This window comes from Spirillospora sp. NPDC047279 (assembly GCF_040643285.1).
GTDB lineage: Bacteria > Actinomycetota > Actinomycetes > Streptosporangiales > Streptosporangiaceae > Spirillospora.
Genome location: NZ_JBEYUA010000019.1, coordinates 50,110 through 71,440, shown reverse-complemented (window position 1 = coordinate 71,440; position 21,331 = coordinate 50,110). Strand labels below are relative to the sequence as shown.

The following is a 21,331-nucleotide window of genomic DNA, read 5'->3' as shown; positions in this document are numbered from 1 at the left end:
GGGGACCACGGGACGACCTCGGGCCGACCCGGTCGGCTCGGACGCGCAACACGCGGGGGCTCACCAGTGAACACCGGCGAGCCCCCGCGAAGATGGTTTCCCGGCGACCCGCTCGCGCGTACGCGCTCACCGCATGGAGTCGATGATGCCCTCGATGAACGGGATCGTCTCGTCCGCCGGAAGCACCAGGTCATGAAGGTTCTCAAAAGCGACCCGGTAGTCGGCGATCCTGGCCCCGCGGGCGCTCACCTCGTCCCCTGACAGCGCGTTCTCCAGGAAGAGAATCTCCTTGAGCCTGCTGTCGGTGAATTCCAGAATCGTGAAGTCCCCCTTCATGCCGAAATGGGCGCCCCGCGCAAAGGGGATGACTTCGATCGAGATATTCGGCTCCGACATCATCGCGATGATGTGACGTAGCTGGCGCGCCATGATAGTCCGGTCCACCTGACCCCCGACCTGCCGCCGCAATGCCGCCTCATCGACGATCACGAACATCTGAGGCGTGTCGGGTTCACCGAGGACGGTTTCCTGTCGATGCATGCGCACTTCGACGACGATGTCACGGTTGTGCGTCGAGTCTGTGATGAATTCGATGGTGAGCGCGTTGGCATAGTCTTCGATCTGAAGAAGCCCCGGTATCACCAGGGGCTCGAAGGTGCGGATGGTTGACGCACCGGCCTCGTAGCCGATGAACTCCAGATACTCCTGGGACAACTCGTTTCGGTAAAGGTCCCACCAACCACGCTGCCGACTGTCGCGGCCGAGCTGGGTCAGCATGCCCACCTGAGGGTCGTCATCGGGCATGCCGTAGAAGCGCAGGAGGGCGTGCAAATCGGTGGTCGATATCCGAACCACACCCCCTTCGATGCGGATGAGCTTGGACAATGACCAGTCGAGGGCCGCCGCTACCTGCCCCTGGGTTGATCCGTGCGCGAGACGGAGCCGCTGGAGTTCGCTGGTCAGAATCGCACGCTGGACCACCGGCCCAGGTCCGGGAGGCATGCCCATATCGGTCCCTAACTCTTGGGGTAAAGATCGACCAGGGTTCCTCTGCAGACGGACACTTCGCTGTTAGCCGCCTTTCGAGATGCCTTGATTAAATCAGCGACTTAGCAGGGTGCCAACGCCCACCATCAGGCCCAGGCAGACGGCGAGCAGGACATGCGTACATTGTCCGAACGCCATCTGGCAGATGTCCTGATCGCGTCAGGTCGGCCGCCCAAGGCGCACCGCCTCTCACCGAGACCACTCTGGCCACAATCAGGGAAATTCATCACAGAGATCACGCGCGCCATCCGGCGTATCACTCTTCACCGGCCTACCCGTGGAACGCGGCAGGACGCCGTCTATCACTGTGCCAGCTATCGAGGTGAGAGGTAATCGACGGCTTTTTCCCATCTGCTTTACGGCACATCAATCTCAGCGAAATGCCGCAAAAGTCCATCGGATAATACGGAGCAGTCGAGAAGAGCGCAGGAACAGCGCCGGCGGGAACCCCGTCGACAGGGGCCCAGCCGGGAGGAACGCCATGACCCGTCGTCAGGAGGGCTCCCGAGTGAGATGAGCATTCGACTCTCTGGTCCCCAGGCACCATCCGAAGCCGAGGCCTGGCCGCGTCCGCCGACGCGCGTCGGGCCGACCCCAGCGCCACAAGTGACCGCACCTCGTAGTTACACATGCATGCTCGGCGTGGACATAGTCTCGTTCGGCGCGCCGCAGCGTGACGAAGGGATCCAGCGCAGGCTGCGACAGGTCATGTACACCGCGATGCAGGACACCTTCGCGATCACCTGCCTGCCCTGGGCGGAGGCGCACAAAGAGGATCGCGGGGACGGCATCATGATCGTGCTGCCGCCTGACGTGCATTCCTTCCTGCTGCTCGATCCGCTGGCGCATCATCTGAACGCGGTGCTGCGGCGGCACAACATGATCCTCAGTGAGGCGGCGCGGCTCCGGCTGCGGGTGGCCGTGCACGCGGGATACATCTTCGTGGACGAGTTCGGGGTGGGCGGTCACGCACTGAACCACCTCTTCCGCCTGTTGGAGTCCCGGGACTTCAAAGAAGCGATCGCGCTTGAGGGAGCGGATCTCGGGCTCATCGTCTCCGACTCGATGTACGGGGACGTCCTGGGCGGGGGCGTCTACATCGATCCCACGGGCTATCGCTCGCTGCGGGTGAAATGCAAGGAGACCGTGGCGGACGCGTGGCTCTGGTTGCCAGGCCAGGGCCGGTGCGAGTGCGGTTAGGCCGGGACGGGTCCGGGAGTGCCGTCCGGGGAGCCGACGTAGCATCGCGGGATGGACGAGGGGGACCTTGATGATGTGATCGTGGTTGTCGGGCATCCGTATGCGGATGTCGAGGCGACGCTCAGGGCTTGGATGGAGATCGGGCCTGGGCCTCGGGCTCGTGTGCGGCCCAAGCGGGCGTTCCGGGAGTCCACGGGTGAGGCATTGCCGTTGGCGGTGATTCCGTTGCGGTACCGGAATGACGTGGAGTCGCGGAACGCGATACGGCGGGGGCGCGTGGAGGATCCTTGGCCGCATCTGCCGGGGCGGCCCAAGGTGGGCGAGCCGGACGAGTGACCTTCTCAGGCGGGGACGAGGGTGGTGTCTCGGGCTACCAGGGCGGCGTAGGGGCCGTTCTGGGCTAGGAGTTCGGAGTGGGTGCCCCGTTCGGCGACTCGGCCCTTGTCGAGGACGATGATCTGGTCGGCGTCTCTCACGGTGGAGAGGCGGTGGGCGATGGTGATGGTGGTGCGGCCCTCGGCCAGGCGGTCGATGGCCTCCTGGACGGCCTGTTCGGTCTGGGTGTCCAGGGCGCTGGTGGCCTCGTCCAGGACGAGGATGGGCGGGTTGCGCAGGATGGTGCGGGCGATGGCCAGGCGCTGCTTCTCGCCGCCGGAGAATCGGTAGCCGCGTTCGCCGACCATCGTGTCGTAGCCGTCCGGCAGGCTCATGATGTGGTCGTGGATCTGGGCGGCGCGGGCGGCCTCGTGGAGTTCGTCGTCGGTGGCGCCGGGCTTGGCGAAGCGCAGGTTGTCACCGACGGTGGCGTGGAAGAGGTAGGTCTCCTGGGAGACGACGCCGACGGCTGAGGAGAGGTCGGCGAACGAGAGGCCGCGGACGTCGGTGCCGTCGATGGTGATCCGGCCGGTCGTGGTGTCGTAGAGGCGCGGGACGAGGTAGCCGAGGGTGGTCTTGCCCGAGCCGGTCTCGCCGACGACGGCCAGGCTCGTTCCGGCGGGGACGGTGACGTCGATGTCGCGCAGGGCGATGGAGTCGTCGTCGTAGGAGAAGCCGACGTGGTCGAAGCGGACCTCGCCGCGGGGGCTGTTCAGGGGCGTGGGCTTCTCCGGCTCCTCGATGTCGGGGCGCAGGTCGAGGTACTCGAAGATGCGGGCGAAGAGGGCGAGGGAGGTCTGCACCTCGACGCCGGTCTGCAGGAGCTGGACCGTCGGGCGGAACAGGGCGCTCTGGAGGGTCGTGAACGCGACCAGGGTGCCGATGGAGACCAGCGGGGTGCCGTTGGACGCGGTCAGGCCGGCGGCGAAGTAGATGATCGCGGGCATCGCCGACATGACGATGCCGATGGTCGACTGGCGCCAGCGGCCGGCCATGTTGGAACGGATCTCCAGGTCGACCAGGCTGCGCGACTCGGCGGCGAAGTCGTCGGTGAGGGCGCGGGAGCGGCCCATGGTGCGGCCGAGGAGGATGCCGCTCACGGAGAGGGACTCCTCGACGATGGCCGACATCGAGGCGAGCTGCCTCTGGCGCTGGGAGGTGATCCGCTTGCGCTCCCGGCCGACGCGGCGGCTGATCCAGACGAAGATCGGCAGCATGGCCAGGGAGACGAGGGTCAGCCGCCACTCGAGGGCGGCCATGGCGATCACGGTGGCGACCACCGAGGTGAAGTTGGAGACCAGGGACGTCGCCGTGGAGGTGACGGTCGACTGCATGCTGCCGATGTCGTTGGCGATGCGCGACTGCACCTCGCCCGTGCGGGTCTTGGTGAAGAACGAGAGCGGCATGCGCTGCAGGTGGCCGTAGACGGCGGTGCGCAGGTCGTGCATGACGCGCTGGCCGACCCCGGTGGAGATGTAGGTCTGCAGGACGCCGAAGACGCTGGTGGCGACGGCGACGGCGATCATTCCGAGGACGAGGGCCGACAGGAGGCCGGTGCGGCCCTGCGGCAGGGCGACGTCGAGGACCTCCCGGAGCATGAACGGGGAGGCCAGCGCCACCAGTGACGACAGGCCGACGAAGGCCCCGACCAGGAGGAGGCGGGCACGGTACGGGCGGAAGAGCCGCAGGATGCGGCGTGTCTGTGCAGGGGCTTCCATGGGCGGCTCCTTAAGGAGGGATCCAGAACACGGACGTTATAACTGAGCCAAGCTCACAGTTATTCCATTGAACAATGAGCTAGGCTCGGGAATATGGAGCACGACCTGGTGGACCTGTTCGGCCGGGCCGCACGGAAGATCCGCCGCAACCAGATGGAACGGCTGGCGCCGCTGGGCCTCACGCCCGGCCAGTCGCGGGCGCTGCGAGTGATCACGGGGGCCGAGGAGCCCCTGCGCATGGGCGATCTGGCCGAGCGGCTGGACGTGGTACCACGTTCGGCCACGACGGTGGTCGACGCCCTGGAGGAGGCGGGCCTGGTCACCCGGGCCCCGGATCCGGAGTCCGGACGGTCGATCCTGGTCATGCCGACCGACAGGGGCAGGACGGTGCGCACCCTGATGGGCCAGGCGCGCCGGGAGGCCGTCGAAGAGGTCTTCGCCCCGTTGAACGCGGAGCAGCGCGAGCAGCTCCGCGCGCTCCTGGCCCTGCTCGACACCTAGGGCTTCCGCCGCCCAGCGCCCCGCGACCGGGCGGCCCGGCGCGCGGCGGCCCCGTCGTGGACGGCGGGGGCGGCCGGGATCGGCCACGACGCGGAGGGCGGTTGCCGCGGGCGGCCGGGGCGAGCAAGGTGGAGGCGATCATGAACTCCGCAGGCCCCGAGGCGATCCCCGGATGATCGTCTCGACCGCGTTCACGGTCGTCCCGAAGCTCACACCCGGGGATGACGCGTGGCCCCGCGAAGGCCGCTAGCGTTCCCCCGTCGGGGAGATCGCGTTGGACGAGGTGGTCCGGATGCACACGAAGCGGTGGAGCCGTCGCCGCGTGCTCACGGCGGGCGCGGGGGCGCTCGTCCTGGCCCCGCTCGCCGGCCGCGTCCGGGCCGGCGGCGGCCTGGACACGCCGGTCCTCCCGCCCGCGGGCAACGTCCCGGTCGCCAACACCGTCCCGCTCGCGGGGCGCTTCGACCTCACCGGGGCGGCGCGTCCGCTGTTGTGGAACGCGACCGTCCAGCCCGGCACCATGATCCAGTCCTTCGGGTTCGACGACGCGCGCGGCCACATCTACTTCGCCCAGGCGCTGGCCGAGAAGGGGGCGCCGGCGGCCGGGCGGCTGCGCCTGACCCGCACCGACCTGTCGGGCCGGGTGCTCGGCTCCATGGTCCTGCGCGAGGCGGGCGGGCGGGGCTGGGGGCACGGCACGACCATCGCGGTCGAGGCGGGCCCGGCGGAGGTCCGGCTGTGGGTCGAGGTGGACGGGCCGGTGCTGCGGCGCGGCGAGAGCACCGGCCGGGCGCTCGCCCGCATCCCGTTCACCGACGGCGCCACGCTCACCCCCGCGTCGGGCGTGGTCGAGCGGCACCGGCTGGTCCCCGGCGCCGCCCACGTCACCTGCGCGATCGACCCGGTCGAGGGGCGCCTGATCCAGCGTTTCCTGGCGGGCCGGCGGTGGCGCTACGCCGTCTACTCGCTCGCCGACGTGGTCGCGCACCGCTACCACCCGCTCGCGTGGTTCCCCGAGCCGCCGCTCGACGCCCCGGGTCGGCCCTTCGCCGAGTCCCAGGGCTTCACCGTCCACGGCCGCTACCTGTACGTGCTGGCGTCCGGCGCCGGCGGCGGAACGCACATCACCACGATCGACCTGCGCAGCGGCGGGATCGTCCAGCAACGCGACGCCGCGACCGGCCATCCGCGCATCTTCCAGAAGCCGGAGGGCATGGCGGTCCAGCGGGCCGGCGGCTCGGCGCGGCTCTGCTACGGCTACGCCGGCGGTGCGCTCGGCGCGCGCACGACGACCCTGATGTACCTGGGCGACCTGATCTGAACGCCGGGCACGCCGCCTCCGGACACCGGGCACGCCGCCTCTGAACGTCCGGCGGCGCGCCGGGCACGGCCGCCGGCGACGGCCGGGAGGTCAGCCCGCTCCGTACACCGGTTCCGGGTCGGCGGAACGGGCGAGCAGGTCGGTGACGACCGGGGTGAGCTCGGCCGGGTCCCAGCGTTCGCCCTTGTCGATGGTCGGGCCGTGCCGGAACGCGTCCATCACGCAGATCTTGCCGCCCTCGGCCTCGAACACCCGGCCGGTGATGCCGCGCGACTCCGCCGAGCCGAGCCAGACGACCAGCGGCGAGACGTTGTCGGGGGCCATGGCGTCGAACTCGCCCTCGGCCGGAGCCGCCATGGTCTGCGCGAAGACCTCCTCGGTCATGCGGGTACGGGCGGCCGGGGCGATCGCGTTGACGGTCACCCCGTACCGGCCGAGCTCGGCGGACGCGACCAGGGTCAGGCCCACGATGCCCGCCTTGGCGGCCGAGTAGTTGCCCTGGCCGACGCTGCCGAGCAGGCCGGCGCCGGAGGAGGTGTTGATGACGCGGGCGTCCACGGCCCGCCCGGCCTTGCTCTCGGCCCGCCAGTACTGCCCGGCGTGCTTGAGCGGCAGGAAGTGCCCCTTGAGATGCACGCGCATCACCGCGTCCCACTCGTCCTCGGACAGGTTGATCAGCATGCGGTCGCGGAGGAAGCCGGCGTTGTTGACCAGGACGTCCAGCGCGCCGAACGCCTCGACCGCGGTCGCCACCAGGGCGGCGGCGCCCTCCTCGGTGGCGATGTCGTGCGGGCTGGCCACGGCGGTCCCGCCGAGCTTCTCGATCTCCCTGACGACGTCCTGCGCGGGGCCCTCGGTGGCGTCGCCGCTGCCGTCGCGGGCGACGCCGAGGTCGTTGACGACGACCTTGGCGCCCTGGCGGGCGAACTCCAGCGCGTGCGCCCGGCCCAGGCCGCGGCCCGCGCCGGTGACGATGACGACCCGGTCCTTGCAGATCATTCGGTCCTCCGACTCTCTCAGCGTTACTCGCGGTTGGCGGTCGCGGCGTCCAGGAACGCGGGGCGTTCTCCCCCGCCGTGCATCAGCAGGGCCGATCCGCTGACGTAGCCGGCGAGATCGGACGCGAGGAAGGCGCAGGCCGCGCCGATGTCGTACGGGTCGGCCATCCGGCCGAGCGGGATCGTGCGCTCCACCGCGGCGATGCCCGCCTCGTCGCCGTAGTGCAGGTGGGACTGCTCGGTGCGGACCATGCCGAGGGTGAGCGAGTTGACCCGCACCCGCGGTGCCCATTCCACGGCGAGCGAGGTGGCGAGGCTGTCCAGGCCGGCCTTGGCGGCGCCGTAGGCGGCGCTGCCGGGTGAGGGCCGCACGCCGCTGACGCTGCTGATCATGATGATCGAGCCGCCGCCCTCCTGGGCCTGCATGCGCGCGTTGGCGGCCCGCGACATGATCAGCGCGGACGTCAGGTTCAGCTCGATGATCTTGGCGTGGGTGCGGATCTCGCCCTCCGCGAGCGGCAGGAACGGGGTGCCGCCCGCGTTGTTGACCAGCACGTCCACCCGGTCGAGACCGTCGAAGAACGCCTGGACGGCGGCCTCGTCCCGGACGTCCACCGAGGCGAACGTGGCGCCGCGCCCGGCCGCCTCGGGCAGCGACCCGGGCTCGCGGCGGGCGACCGCGACGACGTCGGCGCCGGCGTCCAGGAGCGCGCGGGTGATGCCCAGGCCGACCCCGCGCACGCCCCCGGTCACGACGGCGAGCCTGCCCGTCAGGTCCAGCGAAAGAGGCATCGGCCCTCCCTGTACGGCTCTGCTACGGTCTGTTCTAACAAATGTTTGGTGGAAAGGTAGCGCATGGGAATCTCCACCACGACCCACGAGGGCGGGGTCGCCGAGATCGTGGTCGACGCGCCGCCGGTCAACGCGCTGACCGTGCAGGGGTGGTTCGACCTGGCCGACGCCCTCCTCGCGGCGGGCCGCGACCCGAAGGTCGGCGCGGTCGTGCTGCGGTCCGAGGGGCGCGGCTTCAACGCGGGCGTCGACATCAAGGAGATGCAGAACACCGAGGGCCACACCGCCCTGGTCGGCGCCAACCGGGGCTGCTTCGCCGCGTTCGCCGCGGTGTACGAGTGCGAGGTCCCCGTGGTCGCGGCGGTCAACGGCTTCTGCCTGGGCGGCGGCATCGGCCTGGTGGGCAACGCCGACGTCGTCGTGGCCGCCGAGGACGCCTACTTCGGCCTCCCCGAGGTGGACCGCGGCGCGCTCGGCGCCGCCACCCACCTGGCGCGCCTGGTCCCGCAGCACCTGATGCGCGCCATGGTCTACACCTGCCGCAACGTGACGGCCGAGGAGCTGCACCGGCACGGCTCGGTGCTGGAGGTCGTCCCGCCGGACCGGTTGCGCGCCAAGGCGCTGGAGGTCGCGGGGAACATCGCCGCCAAGGACCCGTACGTGATCCGGCGTGCCAAGGAGTCCCTCAACGGCATCGACCCGATCGACGTCAGGCGCAGCTACCGCTTCGAGCAGGGCTTCACCTTCGAGCTCAACCTCGTCGGCGCCGGTGACGCCCACCGCGACGCCTTCGTCCGCAAGGAGGGCCGATGAGCGCGGGCACGCCCGCCCCGGGCAAGGTCACCACGATCGAGGAGATCGTCGCGTCGCTGGAGAGCGGCATGACGATCGGGATCGGCGGCTGGGGGTCGCGGCGCAAGCCGATGGCGCTGGTCCGCGCGATCTGCAACTCCCCCGTGGACGATCTCACCGTGGTCACCTACGGCGGGCCGGACGTCGGCCTGCTGTGCGCGTACGGCAAGGTGCGCAGGCTGGTCACCGCCTTCGTCACGATGGACTCGATCCCGCTCGAGCCGCACTTCCGGCAGGCCCGGCAGAACGCCGCCATCGAGCTGACCGAGTACGACGAGGGCATGTTCATGTTCGGGCTGTACGCGGCGGCGCACCGGCTCCCGTTCCTGCCCACCCCGGCCGGGATCGGCTCGGACGTGCTCAAGGTCAACCCCGGGCTGAAGACGGTCCGCTCCCCCTACGAGGACGGCCAGGAGCTCGTCGCCGTCCCGGCCCTGCGGACGGACGTCGCGTTCGTGCACATGAACCGCGCCGACGCGCGGGGCAACGCCCAGTACCTCGGCCCCGACCCCTACATGGACGACCTGTTCGCCAAGTCGGCCGACCGCACGTACGTCTCGTGCGAGCGGCTCGTCGACACCGCCGCCTTCCTCAAGGAGGGCCCGCTGCAGTCGCTGCTCATCAACCGCAGCCATGTGGCGGGCGTGGTGGAGACGCCGAACGGCGCGCACTTCACCGCCTGCGAGCCCGACCACGACCGCGACGAGGCGTTCCAGAGGCTGTACGCCAAGGCCGCGGCCGATCCCGGCGAGTGGGCGGCGTTCCGGGAACGTTTCCTGGCCGGGGACGAGGCCGCCTACCAGGACGCCGTCCGCGTGTGGCGGGAGGAGAACCGATGACCACGAGCACGACGGCCGGCGAGGCGGCCGGCGCGACGGCGACGCGCGCCGAGGTGTGCGCGGTGGCCTGCGCCGAGCTGTTCCGCGGCGACGGCGAGATCGTCGCGGCGGCCGTCGCGGGGTTCGTGCCGATGCTGGGCTCCCGCCTGGCCCGCGCCACGTTCGAGCCGGGCCTGCTGACCACCGACGGCAGGCCCGCCCTGAGCGCCGAGCCGGTGCCGCTCGGCCGGCCCGCGACCGAGATCGAGGGCTGGCTGCCGTTCCGCGACCACCTCTGGCTGGTCCTGAACGGGCGCCGGCACGTGATCATGGGGCCGGTGCAGATCGACGCGTTCGGCAACACCAACATCTCCTGCATCGGCGACTGGGCGCGGCCGTCGCGGCAGCTCCTGGGCGTCCGCGGCGGACCGGGCAACACCCTGCTCAACACCACCAGCTACTGGGTGCCCAAGCACTCCACCCGCGTGTTCACCGGCACCGTCGACTTCGTGAGCGGCCTCGGGCACGACCGGGGCGCGCACGAGATCCGCGCCGTCGTCAGCAACCTGGCGGTGCTCGACTTCGCGACCCCCGACCGCCGGATGCGCCTGCGGTCCGTGCATCCCGGCGTGACGGTGGACGACGTGGTCGCCAACACCGGCTTCGAGCTCGCCGTGCCCGACGAGGTGCCCGAGACGCGCCTGCCCACCGGCGACGAGCTGCGCGTCATGCGCGAGGTCCTCGACCCCAAGGGGCTGCGCGAACGCGAGGTCCCGTCGTGATGGAGCAGGTGCTGGACACCCCGCTCACCCGCCTGGCCGGGGTCCGGCATCCCGTCGTGCAGACCGGGATGGGCTGGGTGGCCGGGCCGCGGCTGGTGTCGGCCGTCGCGAACGCGGGCGGGCTCGGCGTGCTCGCCTCGGCGACGATGACGCTCGACCAGCTCACCGGCGCGATCCACGAGGTGAAGGAGCGGACGGGCGCGCCGTTCGGCGTCAACCTGCGCGCGGACGCCGGTGACGCGGGCGACCGCATCGACCTGCTCATCAAGGAGGGTGTCCGGGTCGCCTCGTTCGCGCTCGCCCCCAAGCGGGAGCTGATCGCCAAGCTGAAGGACGCGGGCGTGGTGGTGGTCCCGTCCGTCGGCGCCCGGCGACACGCCGAGAAGGTGGCGGCCTGGGGCGCGGACGCGGTGCTCGTGCAGGGCGGCGAGGGCGGCGGGCACACCGGCGCCGTCGCGACCACCCTGCTGCTCCCGCAGGTCGTCGACGCGGTCGACATCCCGGTCATCGCGGCGGGCGGCTTCTTCGACGGGCGCGGGCTCGCCGCCGCGCTGGCCTACGGGGCCGCGGGCGTCGCGATGGGCACGCGCTTCCTGCTCACCGCCGACAGCTCGGTGCCCGAGGACGTCAAGGACGTCTACCTCGGCACCACCGAGACCGTCGTGACCCGCCAGGTCGACGGGATGCCGCACCGCGTGCTGCGCAGCGACCTGGTCGACACGCTCGAACGGTCCGGCCGGGTCTCGGGGCTGGTCCGGGCGCTGCGCAACGGGGCCCGCTTCAAGAAGATCTCGGGCATGTCGTGGCGCGCGATGGTCGCCGACGGCAAGGCGATGAAGCACGGCAAGGACCTGTCGTGGTCGCAGGTGCTGATGGCCGCCAACACCCCGATGTTGCTCAAGGCCGCGATGGTGGACGGGCGTCCCGACCTGGGCGTCATGGCCTCCGGCCAGGTCGTCGCGCTGATCGACGAGCTCCCCACCTGCGAGGAGCTGATCGACGACATCGTGGCCCAGGCCGCCGAACGCCTCAAGGCCGGCCAGGCCCACCTCGTCTGACCGGTCGGGCACGGGCGGGCGGTCAGCCCTCGATGCCCGACAGCAGCAGGGCCAGGCCGCCGCGGAACTCCTCGTCGGGATCGATCCCGCGGGCGTCCGCGGCGGTCGCGGCCATGACCGGGAACTCGTCCTTCGGCAGCGCGGCGATCACGTCCGTGCCCTCGCCCGCCAGCGGTCCGAGGTGCTCGAGCTGCAGCGCGCCGATGACGTACGAGGTCATCCCGCGCAGCGCGATCACCCGCCGCCCGCCCTCGACGCCGCCGTCGGCCAGGATGCCGACCACGGTCTCCGACCAGCGCAGCAGGCTCACCGAGCCGTGCCGGTGCACGGCGGTCAGCGGCACCACCTCGGGATGCGCGCCCAGCGTGTCGCGCATGCGCAGCACCATCGTCTCCAGGCGCTCGCGCCATGGCGCGGCGGGATCGGGCGGCGCCGGGTCGACGCCGCTGAGCACCAGCTCGACGACCAGCCCCTCCAGCTCGCGGCGGTCCTCGACGTACCGGTAGAGCGCCATCGTGCTCATGCCGAGCTCCTTGGCGACCGCGCGCATCGACATGCCGGCGAGGCCGTCGCGGTCGATCACGGTGAGTGCGGCGGCGGCCAGCTGAGCCTGGCTGAGTGATCTTCTTCGTGGCATGGCGCTTGACAGCGTACGGCATACGCCTAAAACTTTAGGCGTATGCCGTACACCTACCCGAGGAGGTCGCTCATGCGACTCGAACCCGGCGCCGTGATCGAGACCCGCGAGCTCGCCCCGGTGATCGGCCGGCTGGTCACCGTTCCCGGCCCCGACCGGCTGGTCCACCTTCAGTTCCGGCGGTTCGCCGGCTGCCCCGTCTGCAACCTGCACCTGCGCTCGATCGCCCGGCGGCACGACGAGATCGAGGCGGCGGGGGTCCGCGAGGTGGTGGTCTTCCACTCCAGCGCCGACGACCTGCGCGAGTACACCGGCGACCTGCCGTTCGCCGTCATCGCCGACCCCGGCAAGCGGCTCTACCGGGAGTTCGGGGTCGAGTCCTCGCACCGCGCGCTGCTCGACCCGCGGGCCTGGGGAACGATCCTCCGCGCCGTCGCCCGCACCACCTGGGGCACCCTCAGGAGGCGCGAACGTTCACCGGACCTCATGCCCGCGGGCGGGCGGTGGGGCCTTCCCGGCGACTTCCTCATCGGGCCCGACGGCCGAGTCCTGGCGGTGAAGTACGGCGAGCACGCCTACGACCAGTGGTCGGTGGACGAGCTGCTCGCCCTCGCCGCCGCCGCGCCCGCCGCGCCCGCCGCGGAGGTGACCCGATGACCGGCTTCGACCGCGCCGCGGACGCCGAACGGTACGAGGTGGTGAGCGGCCAGTTCGACAACGCCCTCCTGGACGCCGCCGCGATCGGGCCGTCGGACCGGGTGCTCGACATCGGCTGCGGGTACGGCGGGACCGCGCGGAAGGCCGCCGCGCTCGCGTCCCACGTCCTGGGCAACGACATCGCCGAGCCGCTGATCGGGCACGCGCGGTCGGTGGCCGAGGCCGAGGGCCTGCGCAACATCGTGTTCGAGACGGGCGACGCCCAGACGCACCCGTTCACGACCGGCGGCTTCGACGTGGCGATCAGCCGCTTCGGGGTGATGTTCTTCGCCGACCCGGTCGCCGCGTTCGCCAACATCGGCCGGGCCCTGCGGCCGGGCGGGCGGCTGGCGTTCACCACGCTCGGGCCGCCGGAGGGCAACGACCTGCCGAAGGTGGTCGCGGCGGCGATGCCCGCCGCGGCGGCCGTGCACTCGCTGTCGGACGGGGCGCGCCTGGAGGCCGTCGTCACCAAGGCGGGGTTCGCCGCCGTCCGCGTCACGCCGGTGGAACGCACGATCCGGATCGGCGCGGACGCCGCGGCGGCGGCCGACTTCATCCTCAACTGGGGCGCGTTCGGCGACGAGAACGCGCGGCCGGTGCTGACGGAGGCGGCGCGCCCGTACGAGACGCCGGGCGCGGTCCGCCTCCGCAGCACCGCCTGGCTGGTGACCGCCGTCAAGCCCTGAACGGGCCGGCGACCGGTGGCCGCCGTCAGACCTTGAGGACGAGCTTGCCGGTGGTCGCGCCGGACTCGATGCGCCGGTGCGCCTCGGCGGCCTCCTCCAGCGGGAGCGCCGCCACCTGGACGCGCAGGTCGCCGGCCGCGGCGGCGGCCACCGCGCGCCGCAGGGCACGGCCCGCCTCGGCGGGGAACGCCGCCGAGAACGCGGCGAGGTTGAACCCCGACACGGTCTTGTTGGTGAACCACAGCTCGTTAGCGGCGATGCCGACGTCCTCGGCGCCGGAGGCGTTGCCCATCACGACCAGGCGGCCCATCGGCGCGAGGGCGTCGAGGCCGGAGCGCCGCGCCGGGCCGCCGACCATGTCCACGACGATGTCGAACCGGTCCTGGCCTTCGAGCTCGTCGCGCAGGACGACCTCGTCGTAGCCGAAGGCCTTCGCGGCCTCGATCTTGGCCGGGCCGCCGACCGTCCCGACGACGCGGCCGGCGCCGAGGAGGCGGGCGGCCTGGCCGAGCTGGCTGCCCACTCCCCCGGCGGCGGCGTGCACCAGTACCGACTCGCCCGGCTCGATGCGGGCCACCCGGTCCAGGACGAGGAACGCGGTGGTGCCGTTGGACGGGACGGCCGCGGCGACGTCGAGCCCGAGCGCGCCCCCGAGCGCTCCGCCGTCCAGCGACACGACCAGGTCGGCCGAGGTCACGGCCACCTCGGCGTAGCCGCCGCTGTCGACGATGGTCAGGGCCGCGACCGGCTCGCCGACGCGCAGGCCCTCGACGTCCGGGCCGAGGGCCCGCACATGCCCGGCGACCTCGATGCCGGGCACGAACGGCAGCGGCACGTCCACGACGCCGCGCCGGTAGAGCACCTCGGCGAAGTTGGCGCCCGCGTACGCCACGTCGATGGAGACCTGCCCGGGGCCGGGCTCGGGCACCTTCACCTCGTCCAGGCGGAGCACGTCCGCGCCGCCGAACGCGGGGATGGTGACCGCGCGCATCGTTTCCGTGCGCATGAGTTCCGTGCGCATGAGTTCCGTGCGCATGAGTTCCGTGCGCATGAGTTCCGTGCGCCTCAGTACCGGGCGCATCAGTACCGGCTCCCGACGGCGGCCGGGACGTCGTCCAGCTCGGTCAGGTCGGCCAGGGTGAGGTCCACCGCCGCGGCGCCGGCGTTCTCGTTCAGGTACTTGGACTTCTTGGTGCCCGGGATCGGCAGGACGTGGTCGCCCTGGGCGAGCGTCCACGCGAGGGCGACCTGCGCGGGCGTCGCGCCGTGCCGGGCCGCGACGGCCTTGACCACGTCCACGATCTTGAGGTTGGCCTTGAGCGCCTCCTCCTGGAAGCGCGGGTTCGAGCCGCGGAAGTCGGAGGAGTCGAAGTCGGCGGCCGTGACCGCGCCGGTGAGGAAGCCGCGGCCGAGCGGGGAGAACGGCACGAACGCCGCGCCGTTGTCCCGGCACCAGCCGACGACGTCGCCCGGCCCGCCCACCGGCGCGGACGTGCTGTCGCTGCCGGCGCCCGCGATGCCGCCCGGGGCGCCCATCGCGTCCCGCGTCCACAACGACAGCTCCGACTGGACCGCCGCGACCGGGTGCACGCCGTGCGCCTCCGCCGCCTGGTCGACCGTCACCTCCGACAGGCCCAGGTGGCGCACCTTGCCCTCGGCGACCAGCTCGGCCATCGCGCCCCAGGTCTCGGCCAGCGGCACCGCCGGGTCGACCCGGTGCAGGTAGTAGAGGTCGATGACGTCGGTGCGCAGCCGCCGCAGGCTCTCCTCGGCCGACCGCTTGACGTGCTCGGGCGTGCCGTTGCGGCTCATCGCCAGCGTCTCGCGGTCGTCGACCACCAGGCCGGTCTTGGTGGCGAGCACGACCTCGTCGCGCCGGGCGCCGAGGGCACCGCCGACCAGGGTCTCGTTGTCGCCGTCGCCGTAGACCTGCGCGGTGTCCAGGAACGTCACCCCGAGGTCGATCGCCTCGTGGATCAGCGCCGCCGAGGCACTGTCGTCACGCTCGGACGCACCGTAGGCCCAGCTCATTCCCATGCAGCCGAGCCCCACCGCACCGACCGGCTTTCCGGCGAAGTCGCGTGTCCTCATGTCAGGCTCCTCTCAGGCGAAACGGGTCCATGAACGGCTCCATGAAGCGTGCCTCGCTCATGCCGTCGATGGTGCCGGAGAGGGGCCCGGGAAGACAGAGGCGGCTTATCCTGGGTGTGCCACCACCAGGCTCAGCTCGCCTGGACGAGCCGGATCTCGCGCATCAGCCGCTCGAGCCGTTCCTCGGTCCCGGTGTCCGGCATCGGGTTGTGCAGCACCAGGGTGTGTCCCGGGATCTGTTCCAGCGGGAGCGCCAGCGCCTCGAACGCCATCTCCCCCACGTCGGGGTGGTCGATGGTCTTGGTCGCCGTGGTGGTCGCGGAGACCGCGTGGCGGGCCCAGATCTCGGCGAACTCGGGGCTGGTCTCGCTCAGGTCCGCCGCGATCCGGCCGAACTCCGGATCGTCCGGATACCGCGCGGCGTCGGCGCGGAACCGCCCCGCGACACCGGCCGCCGCCTGCTCCCACTGGGTCTCGCGCGCCCGGTAGCGCTCGTTGGTGAAGAACGTGACCACGCAGTTGTGGTCCCGTTCGTCGTAGCCGAAGACGATCTGCGCGGCCTGGTTGATGGCGGCGAAGTTCCAGTGGCGGTCGCGGACGTAGGCCGGGCGCGGCGCCCAGGCGTCCAGCACCCGCCGCAACTCGGGGCTGATCTCCACGGCCGCGCCGCCCTCGCTCCGCGGCGGGTTGAGCCCGGCCAGCAGGTAGAGGTGCTGCCGTTCGGCCTCGTCCAGCCGCAGCGCCCGCGCGATCGCGTCGAGCACGTCCTCGGACACCTTGATGTCGCGGCCCTGCTCGAGCCAGGTGTACCAGGACACCCCGACCCCGGCCAGCACGGCGACCTCCTCGCGCCGCAGGCCCGGCGTCCGGCGCCTGCCCGCCGCGGGCATCCCCACGTCGCCCGGCGACAGCCGGGCCCGCCGCGTCCGCAGGAAGTCCCGCAGCTCCGCGCGCCGCAACTCCTGCGGCGAACCACTCGTACCGGCCATGAACCCACAATATCGACAGCTTGGATCACCCCTTCGCGCACGTCCGCTCACCCATGGTGACGGCCGTGGACATGGATACGGGGCCGACCGAAACTGGGTCGTAAGCGGTCGATCACGGGGCGGCGTACAGCGTGGTGACGTGACTATGATCGTCCCCACCCACCCCCGCATCGCACGAGCCTGAGCCCCGAAAAGGAGCCGCCCGTGTCCTTCGAAGCCCCCGCCTCCGCCGCCAGCGCGCGCCGCGCCCGCGTCGTCCTCGCCCTGCTGATGGCGTTCATGGCGCTCAACTTCGCCGACAAGGGCGTCCTCGGGCTCGTCGCCGACCCGATCCGGGACGACCTGGATCTGACGGCCACCGAGTTCGGCACCATCGCGAGTTCGTTCTACCTGCTGTTCAGCATCTCGGCGCTGCTCGTGGGCTTCCTCGGCAACCGGCTGCGGGCCAGGCCCCTGCTCGCCGTGCTCGTGCTGATCTGGTCGGCGGCGCAGCTGCCGATCCTGATCCCCGCCGCCGGGTTCGCCACGCTGATCGCGACGCGCGTCCTGCTCGGCGCGGGCGAGGGACCGGGCCTGCCGCTGTCCAACCACACCGCGTTCGGCTGGTTCCCGCAGGAACGCCGGTCGCTGCCCGCGGCGCTCATCACGGTGGGCGGCGCGCTCGGCGCGGTCCTCGGCGCGCCGCTGGTCATCGTCATCGAGGGAACGCTCGGCTGGCGGGGCACGTTCGGCGCGCTCGGCGTCCTCGGATTGGTGTGGCTGCTGGCGTGGTGGCGCTGGGGCGGCGACGGTCCGTACTCGGCGACGGGCTCGGGCGCCACACCGGCGGCCGGCGCCACACCGGCGGCGGACGCCGTCCCGGCGTCCGAACCGGTGCCCGAGGCGGTCCCGACACTCGGCAAGGACGCGGTCGAGGCCGCCCCGGACGAGCGGATCCCGTACCGGCGGATCTTCCTGACCGGCACCTGGCTCGGCGGCACGTTCTCGATGTTCACGGTCATGTGGTCGCTGGCGCTGGCGCTGGCGTGGCTGCCCACCTGGCTGGAGGACCACGTCGGCTTGTCCGACGCCCAGGTGAGCGGTGCGGTCGGGCTGCCCAGCGTGACCGGGCTGCTGTGCGCCCTCGGCGCGGGCCTGCTGGCGCAGCGTCTGCTCGCCCGCGGCACGTCGGCCCGGCTCGCCCAGGGCGTCCTGGGCGCGGTCGCCGCCCTCCTCGCCGGCCTCTGCCTGCTCCTGCTGACCAGGGCCGGGTCGACGGCGCTCATCCTGGTGCTGATGGCGGTCGGGTTCGCGGTGGGCAACGCGCAGACGCCGCTGACCAACGCCGCCATCGCGCGGATCTGCCCGCCGGCGCAGCGGGCCGCCGCGCTCGCGACCGCCTACGCGATCGCGGCGACGTCGAGCATCCTGGCCCCGTACGTGACGGGCCTCCTGGTCGACTCGGCGGCGACCGAGGCGGCCGGCTTCGACAGGGCCATCGACCTGTCGGGATGGCTCCTGGTGGCGGGCGCCGTGGTGGCGTTCCTGATCGTCCGTCCCGACCAGGACGGTCAGCGCACCGCGCCGGCCGACCGCAGCCCCTCGACCGTGCCGGCGTCGTAGCCCAGCTCGGCGAGCACCGCCCCGGTGTGCTCGCCGCGCACCAGGGAGTCGTAGGCGCGGGCGAAGTCGTGGCCGTCCACCCGTTCGACCTTGATCACGCGGGCGCCGAGGTCGGCCAGCTGGCGGCTGGCGAACGGCGCGGCCACCGCCTGCTCCAGCGCGACGGCGGTGACGCCCTCCAGCGGCGGCATCTACGACTCCTCCAGGAGCCGCCGGCCGATGATCATCTTCTGGATGTCGGCCGTGCCCTCGCCGATGAGCAGCATGGGCGCCTCGCGGTAGAGCCGCTCGATCTCGAACTCCTTGGAGTAGGCGTAGCCGCCGTGGATGCGGAAGGAGTCCTCGACGACCTCCTTGCAGTACTCGCTGGCCAGGTACTTGGCCATGCCCGCCTCCAGGTCGTTGCGTTCGCCGGAGTCCTTGCGGCGGGCCGCCATGACCATCATCTGGTGGGCGGCCTCGACCTTGGTGGCCATCTCGGCGAGGCGGAACATGACGGCCTGGTGCTCGGCGATCGGCTTGCCGAACGTCTCACGTTCCCTGGCGTAGGCGAGCCCCAGCTCGTACGCGCGCCGCGCCACGCCGCAGCCGCGCGCCGCCACGTTCACCCGGCCCACCTCGACGCCGTCCATCATCTGGTAGAAGCCGCGCCCCGGCGCGCCGCCGAGGACCTGCTCCGCCGGGATCCGGTAGGAGTCGAAGAGCAGCTCGGTGGTGTCGACGCCCTTGTAGCCCATCTTCTCGATCTTGCCCGGGACGGTCAGGCCGGGCGCGACCTCGCCGAAGCCGGGCTCCTTGTCGACCAGGAACGTGGTCATGCCGCGGTGCCCGGCGGCGGGGTCGGTCTTGACGAGCGTGGCGACCAGGTTGGCGGTGCCGCCGTTGGTCAGCCACATCTTCTGGCCGGTGATCAGGTAGGCGTCGCCGTCGGGGACGGCCCTGGTCGTGATGGCCGACACGTCCGAGCCGCAGCCGGGCTCGGACATCGAGAACGCGCCGCGGATCTCGCCGGTGGCCATCCGCGGCAGGTAGTGCGCCCTCTGCGCGTCGGTGCCGTGCTGGGCGATCATCCAGGCGACGATGAAGTGCGTGTTGACGATGCCGGACACGCTCATCCAGCCGCGCGACAGCTCCTCCACCACCAGCGCGTACGTCAGCAGCGACTCGCCCAGCCCGCCGTGCTCCTCGCCGATCATCAGGCCGAAGAGCCCGAGGTCGCGCATCCCGTCCACGATCGCCTGCGGGTAGGCGTCGGCGTGCTCCAGCGCGGTCGCGACCGGCAGGATCTCCCTGTCCACGAACGCCCGGACGGTCGCCAGGATCTCCCGCTGCTCCGCGGTCAGCCCGTACGTCTGCTGCAGCCTGCCCACGCTCTGTGACCCCACGGCTGTGACCTCCCATGCGCCGGTCCTCTACCGTATTAGAACCACGTTCTGGAAAGGGAGGCCGCCCCGGTGTTCACGCTGACCGAGGAGGAGCGCGCCATCGTCGACGTCGTCGCCGGCTTCGTCGACAAGGAGATCCGGCCGGCGGCCCGGGAGCTGGAGCACGCCGACGCCTATCCCGAACGGCTCATCGACCGGATGAAGGAGCTCGGCGTCTTCGGTCTCGCGGTGCCTGAGCCCTATGGCGAGTCGTACGTGTCCAAGCGGTGCTACGCCCTGGTCACCGAGGAGATCGCCCGTGGCTGGATGTCGCTGGCGGGGGCGTACGGCGGCCACACGGTCGTCTCCCACCTGATCGCCACGTTCGGCACCACCGCGCAGAAGGAGCGTTACCTGCCGCGGATGGCGACCGGGGAGCTGCGCGCGACGATGGCGCTCACCGAGCCGTCCGGCGGCTCGGACCTCCAGGCGATGAGCACGAGCGCCCGGCGCGAGGGCGACCGGTACGTCGTCGACGGCTCCAAGATGTGGATCACCAACGCGCGCCGGTCCGGCCTGATCGCCCTCATGTGCAAGACCGACCCGGCCGCCTCGCCGCGCCATCGCGGCATCGGCATCCTGCTGGTCGAGCCCGGCCCCGGCCTGACGGTCTCGCGCGATCTGCCCAAGCTCGGGTACAAGGGCGTGGAGAGCTGCGAGCTGTCGTTCGACGGGTACGAGGCGCCGCTGGACTCGGTGCTCGGCGGCGAGGAGGGGCGCGGCTTCGCCCAGATGATGCGCGGGCTGGAGGTCGGCCGCATCCAGGTCGCCTCCCGCGCCCTCGGAGTCGGGCGCGCGGCCCTGGAGGACTCGCTGCGCTACGCCCAGGAGCGGGAGGCGTTCGGCAAGCCGATCTGGCAGCACCAGTCGATCGGCAACTACCTGGCCGACATGGCGACCAGGCTCCGGGCCGCCCGCCTCCTCACGCTCGACGCCGCGGACCGCCTCGACGCCGGCGAACGGTGCGACATGGAGGCCGGGATGGCCAAGCTGTACGCGTCGGAGGCCGCGATGGAGATCGCCCTCAACGCCGTGCGCATCCACGGCGCCGCGGGCTACTCCACCGAGTTCGACGTCGAACGCTACTTCCGCGACGCCCCCCTCATGATCGTCGGCGAGGGCACCAACGAGATCCAGCGCAACGTGATCGTCCGCCAGCTCATCGACCGCCAGCGGAGCGGCCGCCCCCGCCCCTGACGAACGGCGGCCCCGGCACGCCGAGCCGCCGGCGTCCTGCTCCCGGTAGAGGACGCCGGCGGCCCGGCATGCGCGCCTCAGTGCCAGTCGCTGATCTCCACGTCGCGCGGCGCGGGGGCGCCTTCACCGGTCTCCACCAGGGACTTCAGGCTCATCAGGAACGTGCCCCACTTGGTGCTGCAATGGTGCATGAACTCCACCGGCTCCTTCCAGCCCTCGTGTTTGAACAGCACGATCGTGTAGTCGCCGTCCTGGCGCAGCTCCCAGTCGACCGTCGTGCCGAGCCACTCGTCGGGCCCGCCGACCACCCGCCACGTCACGCGCTCGGACGGCCGCAGCGCGACGACCTCCATGTCGAAGCCGCCGACCGGCGGGAAGCGGAACCGGACGACGCCCTCGACCTCGTCGCCGGTGCCCTTGGTGTCGTCGGTCCACCAGCCCGCGAGACCCTCCACGGTCGTCAGCGCCTCGTACACCTTCGCCGGGGTCGCGCCCTTGACGCCGACCCTGTGCAGGATGTCCACCATTGCGATCTCTCCTCGGT

General features: G+C 71.7%; 22 protein-coding genes and 1 pseudogene. 12 read left to right on the top strand and 11 right to left on the bottom strand.

The features are described from left to right. Positions 1-126: 126 nt before the first annotated feature. Entirely contained in the window at positions 127-981 is an 855-nt protein-coding gene (locus ABZ810_RS37990) for a helix-turn-helix transcriptional regulator (protein ID WP_358411655.1), read from the bottom strand. A 699-nt stretch (positions 982-1,680) separates the two neighbouring features. Between ABZ810_RS37990 and ABZ810_RS37985 the strand changes: the two genes are divergently transcribed. After that, positions 1,681-2,247, top strand: a complete 567-nt coding sequence (locus tag ABZ810_RS37985; protein WP_358411653.1) for a hypothetical protein — start codon at positions 1,681-1,683, stop codon at positions 2,245-2,247. A 51-nt stretch (positions 2,248-2,298) separates the two neighbouring features. Further along, positions 2,299-2,583: a hypothetical protein gene (locus ABZ810_RS37980; protein ID WP_358411651.1), complete on the top strand. Its 285-nt coding sequence runs from the start codon at positions 2,299-2,301 to the stop codon at positions 2,581-2,583. 5 nt (positions 2,584-2,588) lie between these two features. Here ABZ810_RS37980 and ABZ810_RS37975 read toward each other — a convergent pair whose 3' ends face one another. Continuing rightward, on the bottom strand, positions 2,589-4,340 hold the full coding sequence (locus tag ABZ810_RS37975) for an ABC transporter ATP-binding protein (protein ID WP_358411649.1): 1,752 nt from the start codon (positions 4,338-4,340) through the stop codon (positions 2,589-2,591). Positions 4,341-4,433: 93 nt separating this feature from the next. On the opposite strand from ABZ810_RS37975, the gene ABZ810_RS37970 reads away from it, so the two are divergent. Both ABZ810_RS37970 and ABZ810_RS37965 read left to right on the top strand, forming a co-directional pair. Next, on the top strand, positions 4,434-4,841 hold the full coding sequence (locus ABZ810_RS37970; protein WP_358411648.1) for a MarR family transcriptional regulator: 408 nt from the start codon (positions 4,434-4,436) through the stop codon (positions 4,839-4,841). Positions 4,842-5,133: 292 nt separating this feature from the next. Then, positions 5,134-6,162: a teichoic acid biosynthesis protein C gene (locus ABZ810_RS37965; protein WP_358411646.1), complete on the top strand. Its 1,029-nt coding sequence runs from the start codon at positions 5,134-5,136 to the stop codon at positions 6,160-6,162. Between the two features lie 90 nt (positions 6,163-6,252). Here the strand turns inward: ABZ810_RS37965 and ABZ810_RS37960 are convergent, their stop codons facing one another. Both ABZ810_RS37960 and ABZ810_RS37955 read right to left on the bottom strand, forming a co-directional pair. Then, the gene (locus tag ABZ810_RS37960; protein WP_358411645.1) at positions 6,253-7,161 is read right to left on the bottom strand and encodes an SDR family oxidoreductase; all 909 of its coding nucleotides are present in this window, start codon (positions 7,159-7,161) and stop codon (positions 6,253-6,255) included. Between the two features lie 23 nt (positions 7,162-7,184). Next, positions 7,185-7,952 (bottom strand): SDR family oxidoreductase, encoded by a 768-nt coding sequence (locus ABZ810_RS37955; protein ID WP_358411643.1) that lies wholly within the window; start codon positions 7,950-7,952, stop codon positions 7,185-7,187. Positions 7,953-8,015: 63 nt separating this feature from the next. Between ABZ810_RS37955 and ABZ810_RS37950 the strand changes: the two genes are divergently transcribed. The 4 genes from ABZ810_RS37950 to ABZ810_RS37935 are packed head-to-tail and all read left to right on the top strand — an operon-like array spanning position 8,016 to position 11,462. Then, positions 8,016-8,765 (top strand): enoyl-CoA hydratase family protein, encoded by a 750-nt coding sequence (locus tag ABZ810_RS37950; RefSeq protein WP_358411641.1) that lies wholly within the window; start codon positions 8,016-8,018, stop codon positions 8,763-8,765. Further along, on the top strand, positions 8,762-9,643 hold the full coding sequence (locus ABZ810_RS37945) for a CoA-transferase (RefSeq protein WP_358411639.1): 882 nt from the start codon (positions 8,762-8,764) through the stop codon (positions 9,641-9,643). The genes ABZ810_RS37950 and ABZ810_RS37945 overlap by 4 nt, the downstream gene beginning before the upstream one ends. Beyond that, positions 9,640-10,404 (top strand): CoA-transferase, encoded by a 765-nt coding sequence (locus ABZ810_RS37940; RefSeq protein ID WP_358411637.1) that lies wholly within the window; start codon positions 9,640-9,642, stop codon positions 10,402-10,404. The genes ABZ810_RS37945 and ABZ810_RS37940 overlap by 4 nt, the downstream gene beginning before the upstream one ends. Further along, positions 10,404-11,462, top strand: coding sequence for a nitronate monooxygenase (locus tag ABZ810_RS37935; RefSeq protein ID WP_358411636.1), 1,059 nt, complete (start codon positions 10,404-10,406; stop codon positions 11,460-11,462). The genes ABZ810_RS37940 and ABZ810_RS37935 overlap by 1 nt, the downstream gene beginning before the upstream one ends. Before the next feature lie 22 nt (positions 11,463-11,484). Here the strand turns inward: ABZ810_RS37935 and ABZ810_RS37930 are convergent, their stop codons facing one another. Further along, positions 11,485-12,099 (bottom strand): TetR/AcrR family transcriptional regulator C-terminal domain-containing protein, encoded by a 615-nt coding sequence (locus ABZ810_RS37930; RefSeq protein ID WP_358411634.1) that lies wholly within the window; start codon positions 12,097-12,099, stop codon positions 11,485-11,487. Positions 12,100-12,171: 72 nt separating this feature from the next. Here ABZ810_RS37930 and ABZ810_RS37925 point away from each other — a divergent pair, with 72 nt between their 5' ends. Together ABZ810_RS37925 and ABZ810_RS37920 are read left to right on the top strand one after the other, a co-directional pair. Then, positions 12,172-12,756, top strand: coding sequence for a peroxiredoxin-like family protein (locus ABZ810_RS37925; RefSeq protein ID WP_358411632.1), 585 nt, complete (start codon positions 12,172-12,174; stop codon positions 12,754-12,756). After that, positions 12,753-13,484, top strand: coding sequence for a class I SAM-dependent methyltransferase (locus ABZ810_RS37920; protein WP_358411630.1), 732 nt, complete (start codon positions 12,753-12,755; stop codon positions 13,482-13,484). Before ABZ810_RS37925 ends, ABZ810_RS37920 begins: the two co-directional genes overlap by 4 nt. Positions 13,485-13,509: 25 nt before the next feature. On the opposite strand, the gene ABZ810_RS37915 is transcribed toward ABZ810_RS37920, so the two are convergent. From ABZ810_RS37915 to ABZ810_RS37905, 3 genes are all read right to left on the bottom strand, one after another. Then, positions 13,510-14,505, bottom strand: a complete 996-nt coding sequence (locus ABZ810_RS37915) for a zinc-binding dehydrogenase (protein WP_358411628.1) — start codon at positions 14,503-14,505, stop codon at positions 13,510-13,512. 59 nt (positions 14,506-14,564) lie between these two features. Next, complete coding sequence (locus ABZ810_RS37910; RefSeq protein WP_358411626.1) at positions 14,565-15,575, bottom strand: aldo/keto reductase; 1,011 nt, start codon at positions 15,573-15,575, stop codon at positions 14,565-14,567. Between the two features lie 131 nt (positions 15,576-15,706). Further along, the gene (locus tag ABZ810_RS37905; RefSeq protein ID WP_358411624.1) at positions 15,707-16,564 is read right to left on the bottom strand and encodes a helix-turn-helix transcriptional regulator; all 858 of its coding nucleotides are present in this window, start codon (positions 16,562-16,564) and stop codon (positions 15,707-15,709) included. 204 nt (positions 16,565-16,768) lie between these two features. Here ABZ810_RS37905 and ABZ810_RS37900 point away from each other — a divergent pair, with 204 nt between their 5' ends. Further along, positions 16,769-18,166, top strand: coding sequence for an MFS transporter (locus tag ABZ810_RS37900; RefSeq protein ID WP_358411622.1), 1,398 nt, complete (start codon positions 16,769-16,771; stop codon positions 18,164-18,166). A gap of 32 nt (positions 18,167-18,198) precedes the next feature. On the opposite strand, the pseudogene ABZ810_RS37895 reads toward ABZ810_RS37900, so the two are convergent. Together ABZ810_RS37895 and ABZ810_RS37890 are read right to left on the bottom strand one after the other, a co-directional pair. Next, a pseudogene (locus ABZ810_RS37895) lies at positions 18,199-18,357 on the bottom strand (CoA transferase); the annotation flags it as partial. Then, positions 18,358-19,536 (bottom strand): acyl-CoA dehydrogenase family protein, encoded by a 1,179-nt coding sequence (locus tag ABZ810_RS37890; protein WP_358411851.1) that lies wholly within the window; start codon positions 19,534-19,536, stop codon positions 18,358-18,360. An 84-nt stretch (positions 19,537-19,620) separates the two neighbouring features. Between ABZ810_RS37890 and ABZ810_RS37885 the strand changes: the two genes are divergently transcribed. Beyond that, positions 19,621-20,787, top strand: coding sequence for an acyl-CoA dehydrogenase family protein (locus tag ABZ810_RS37885; RefSeq protein ID WP_358411620.1), 1,167 nt, complete (start codon positions 19,621-19,623; stop codon positions 20,785-20,787). A gap of 77 nt (positions 20,788-20,864) precedes the next feature. Here ABZ810_RS37885 and ABZ810_RS37880 read toward each other — a convergent pair whose 3' ends face one another. Beyond that, positions 20,865-21,314 (bottom strand): SRPBCC domain-containing protein, encoded by a 450-nt coding sequence (locus ABZ810_RS37880; RefSeq protein ID WP_358411619.1) that lies wholly within the window; start codon positions 21,312-21,314, stop codon positions 20,865-20,867. Positions 21,315-21,331 lie beyond the last annotated feature (17 nt).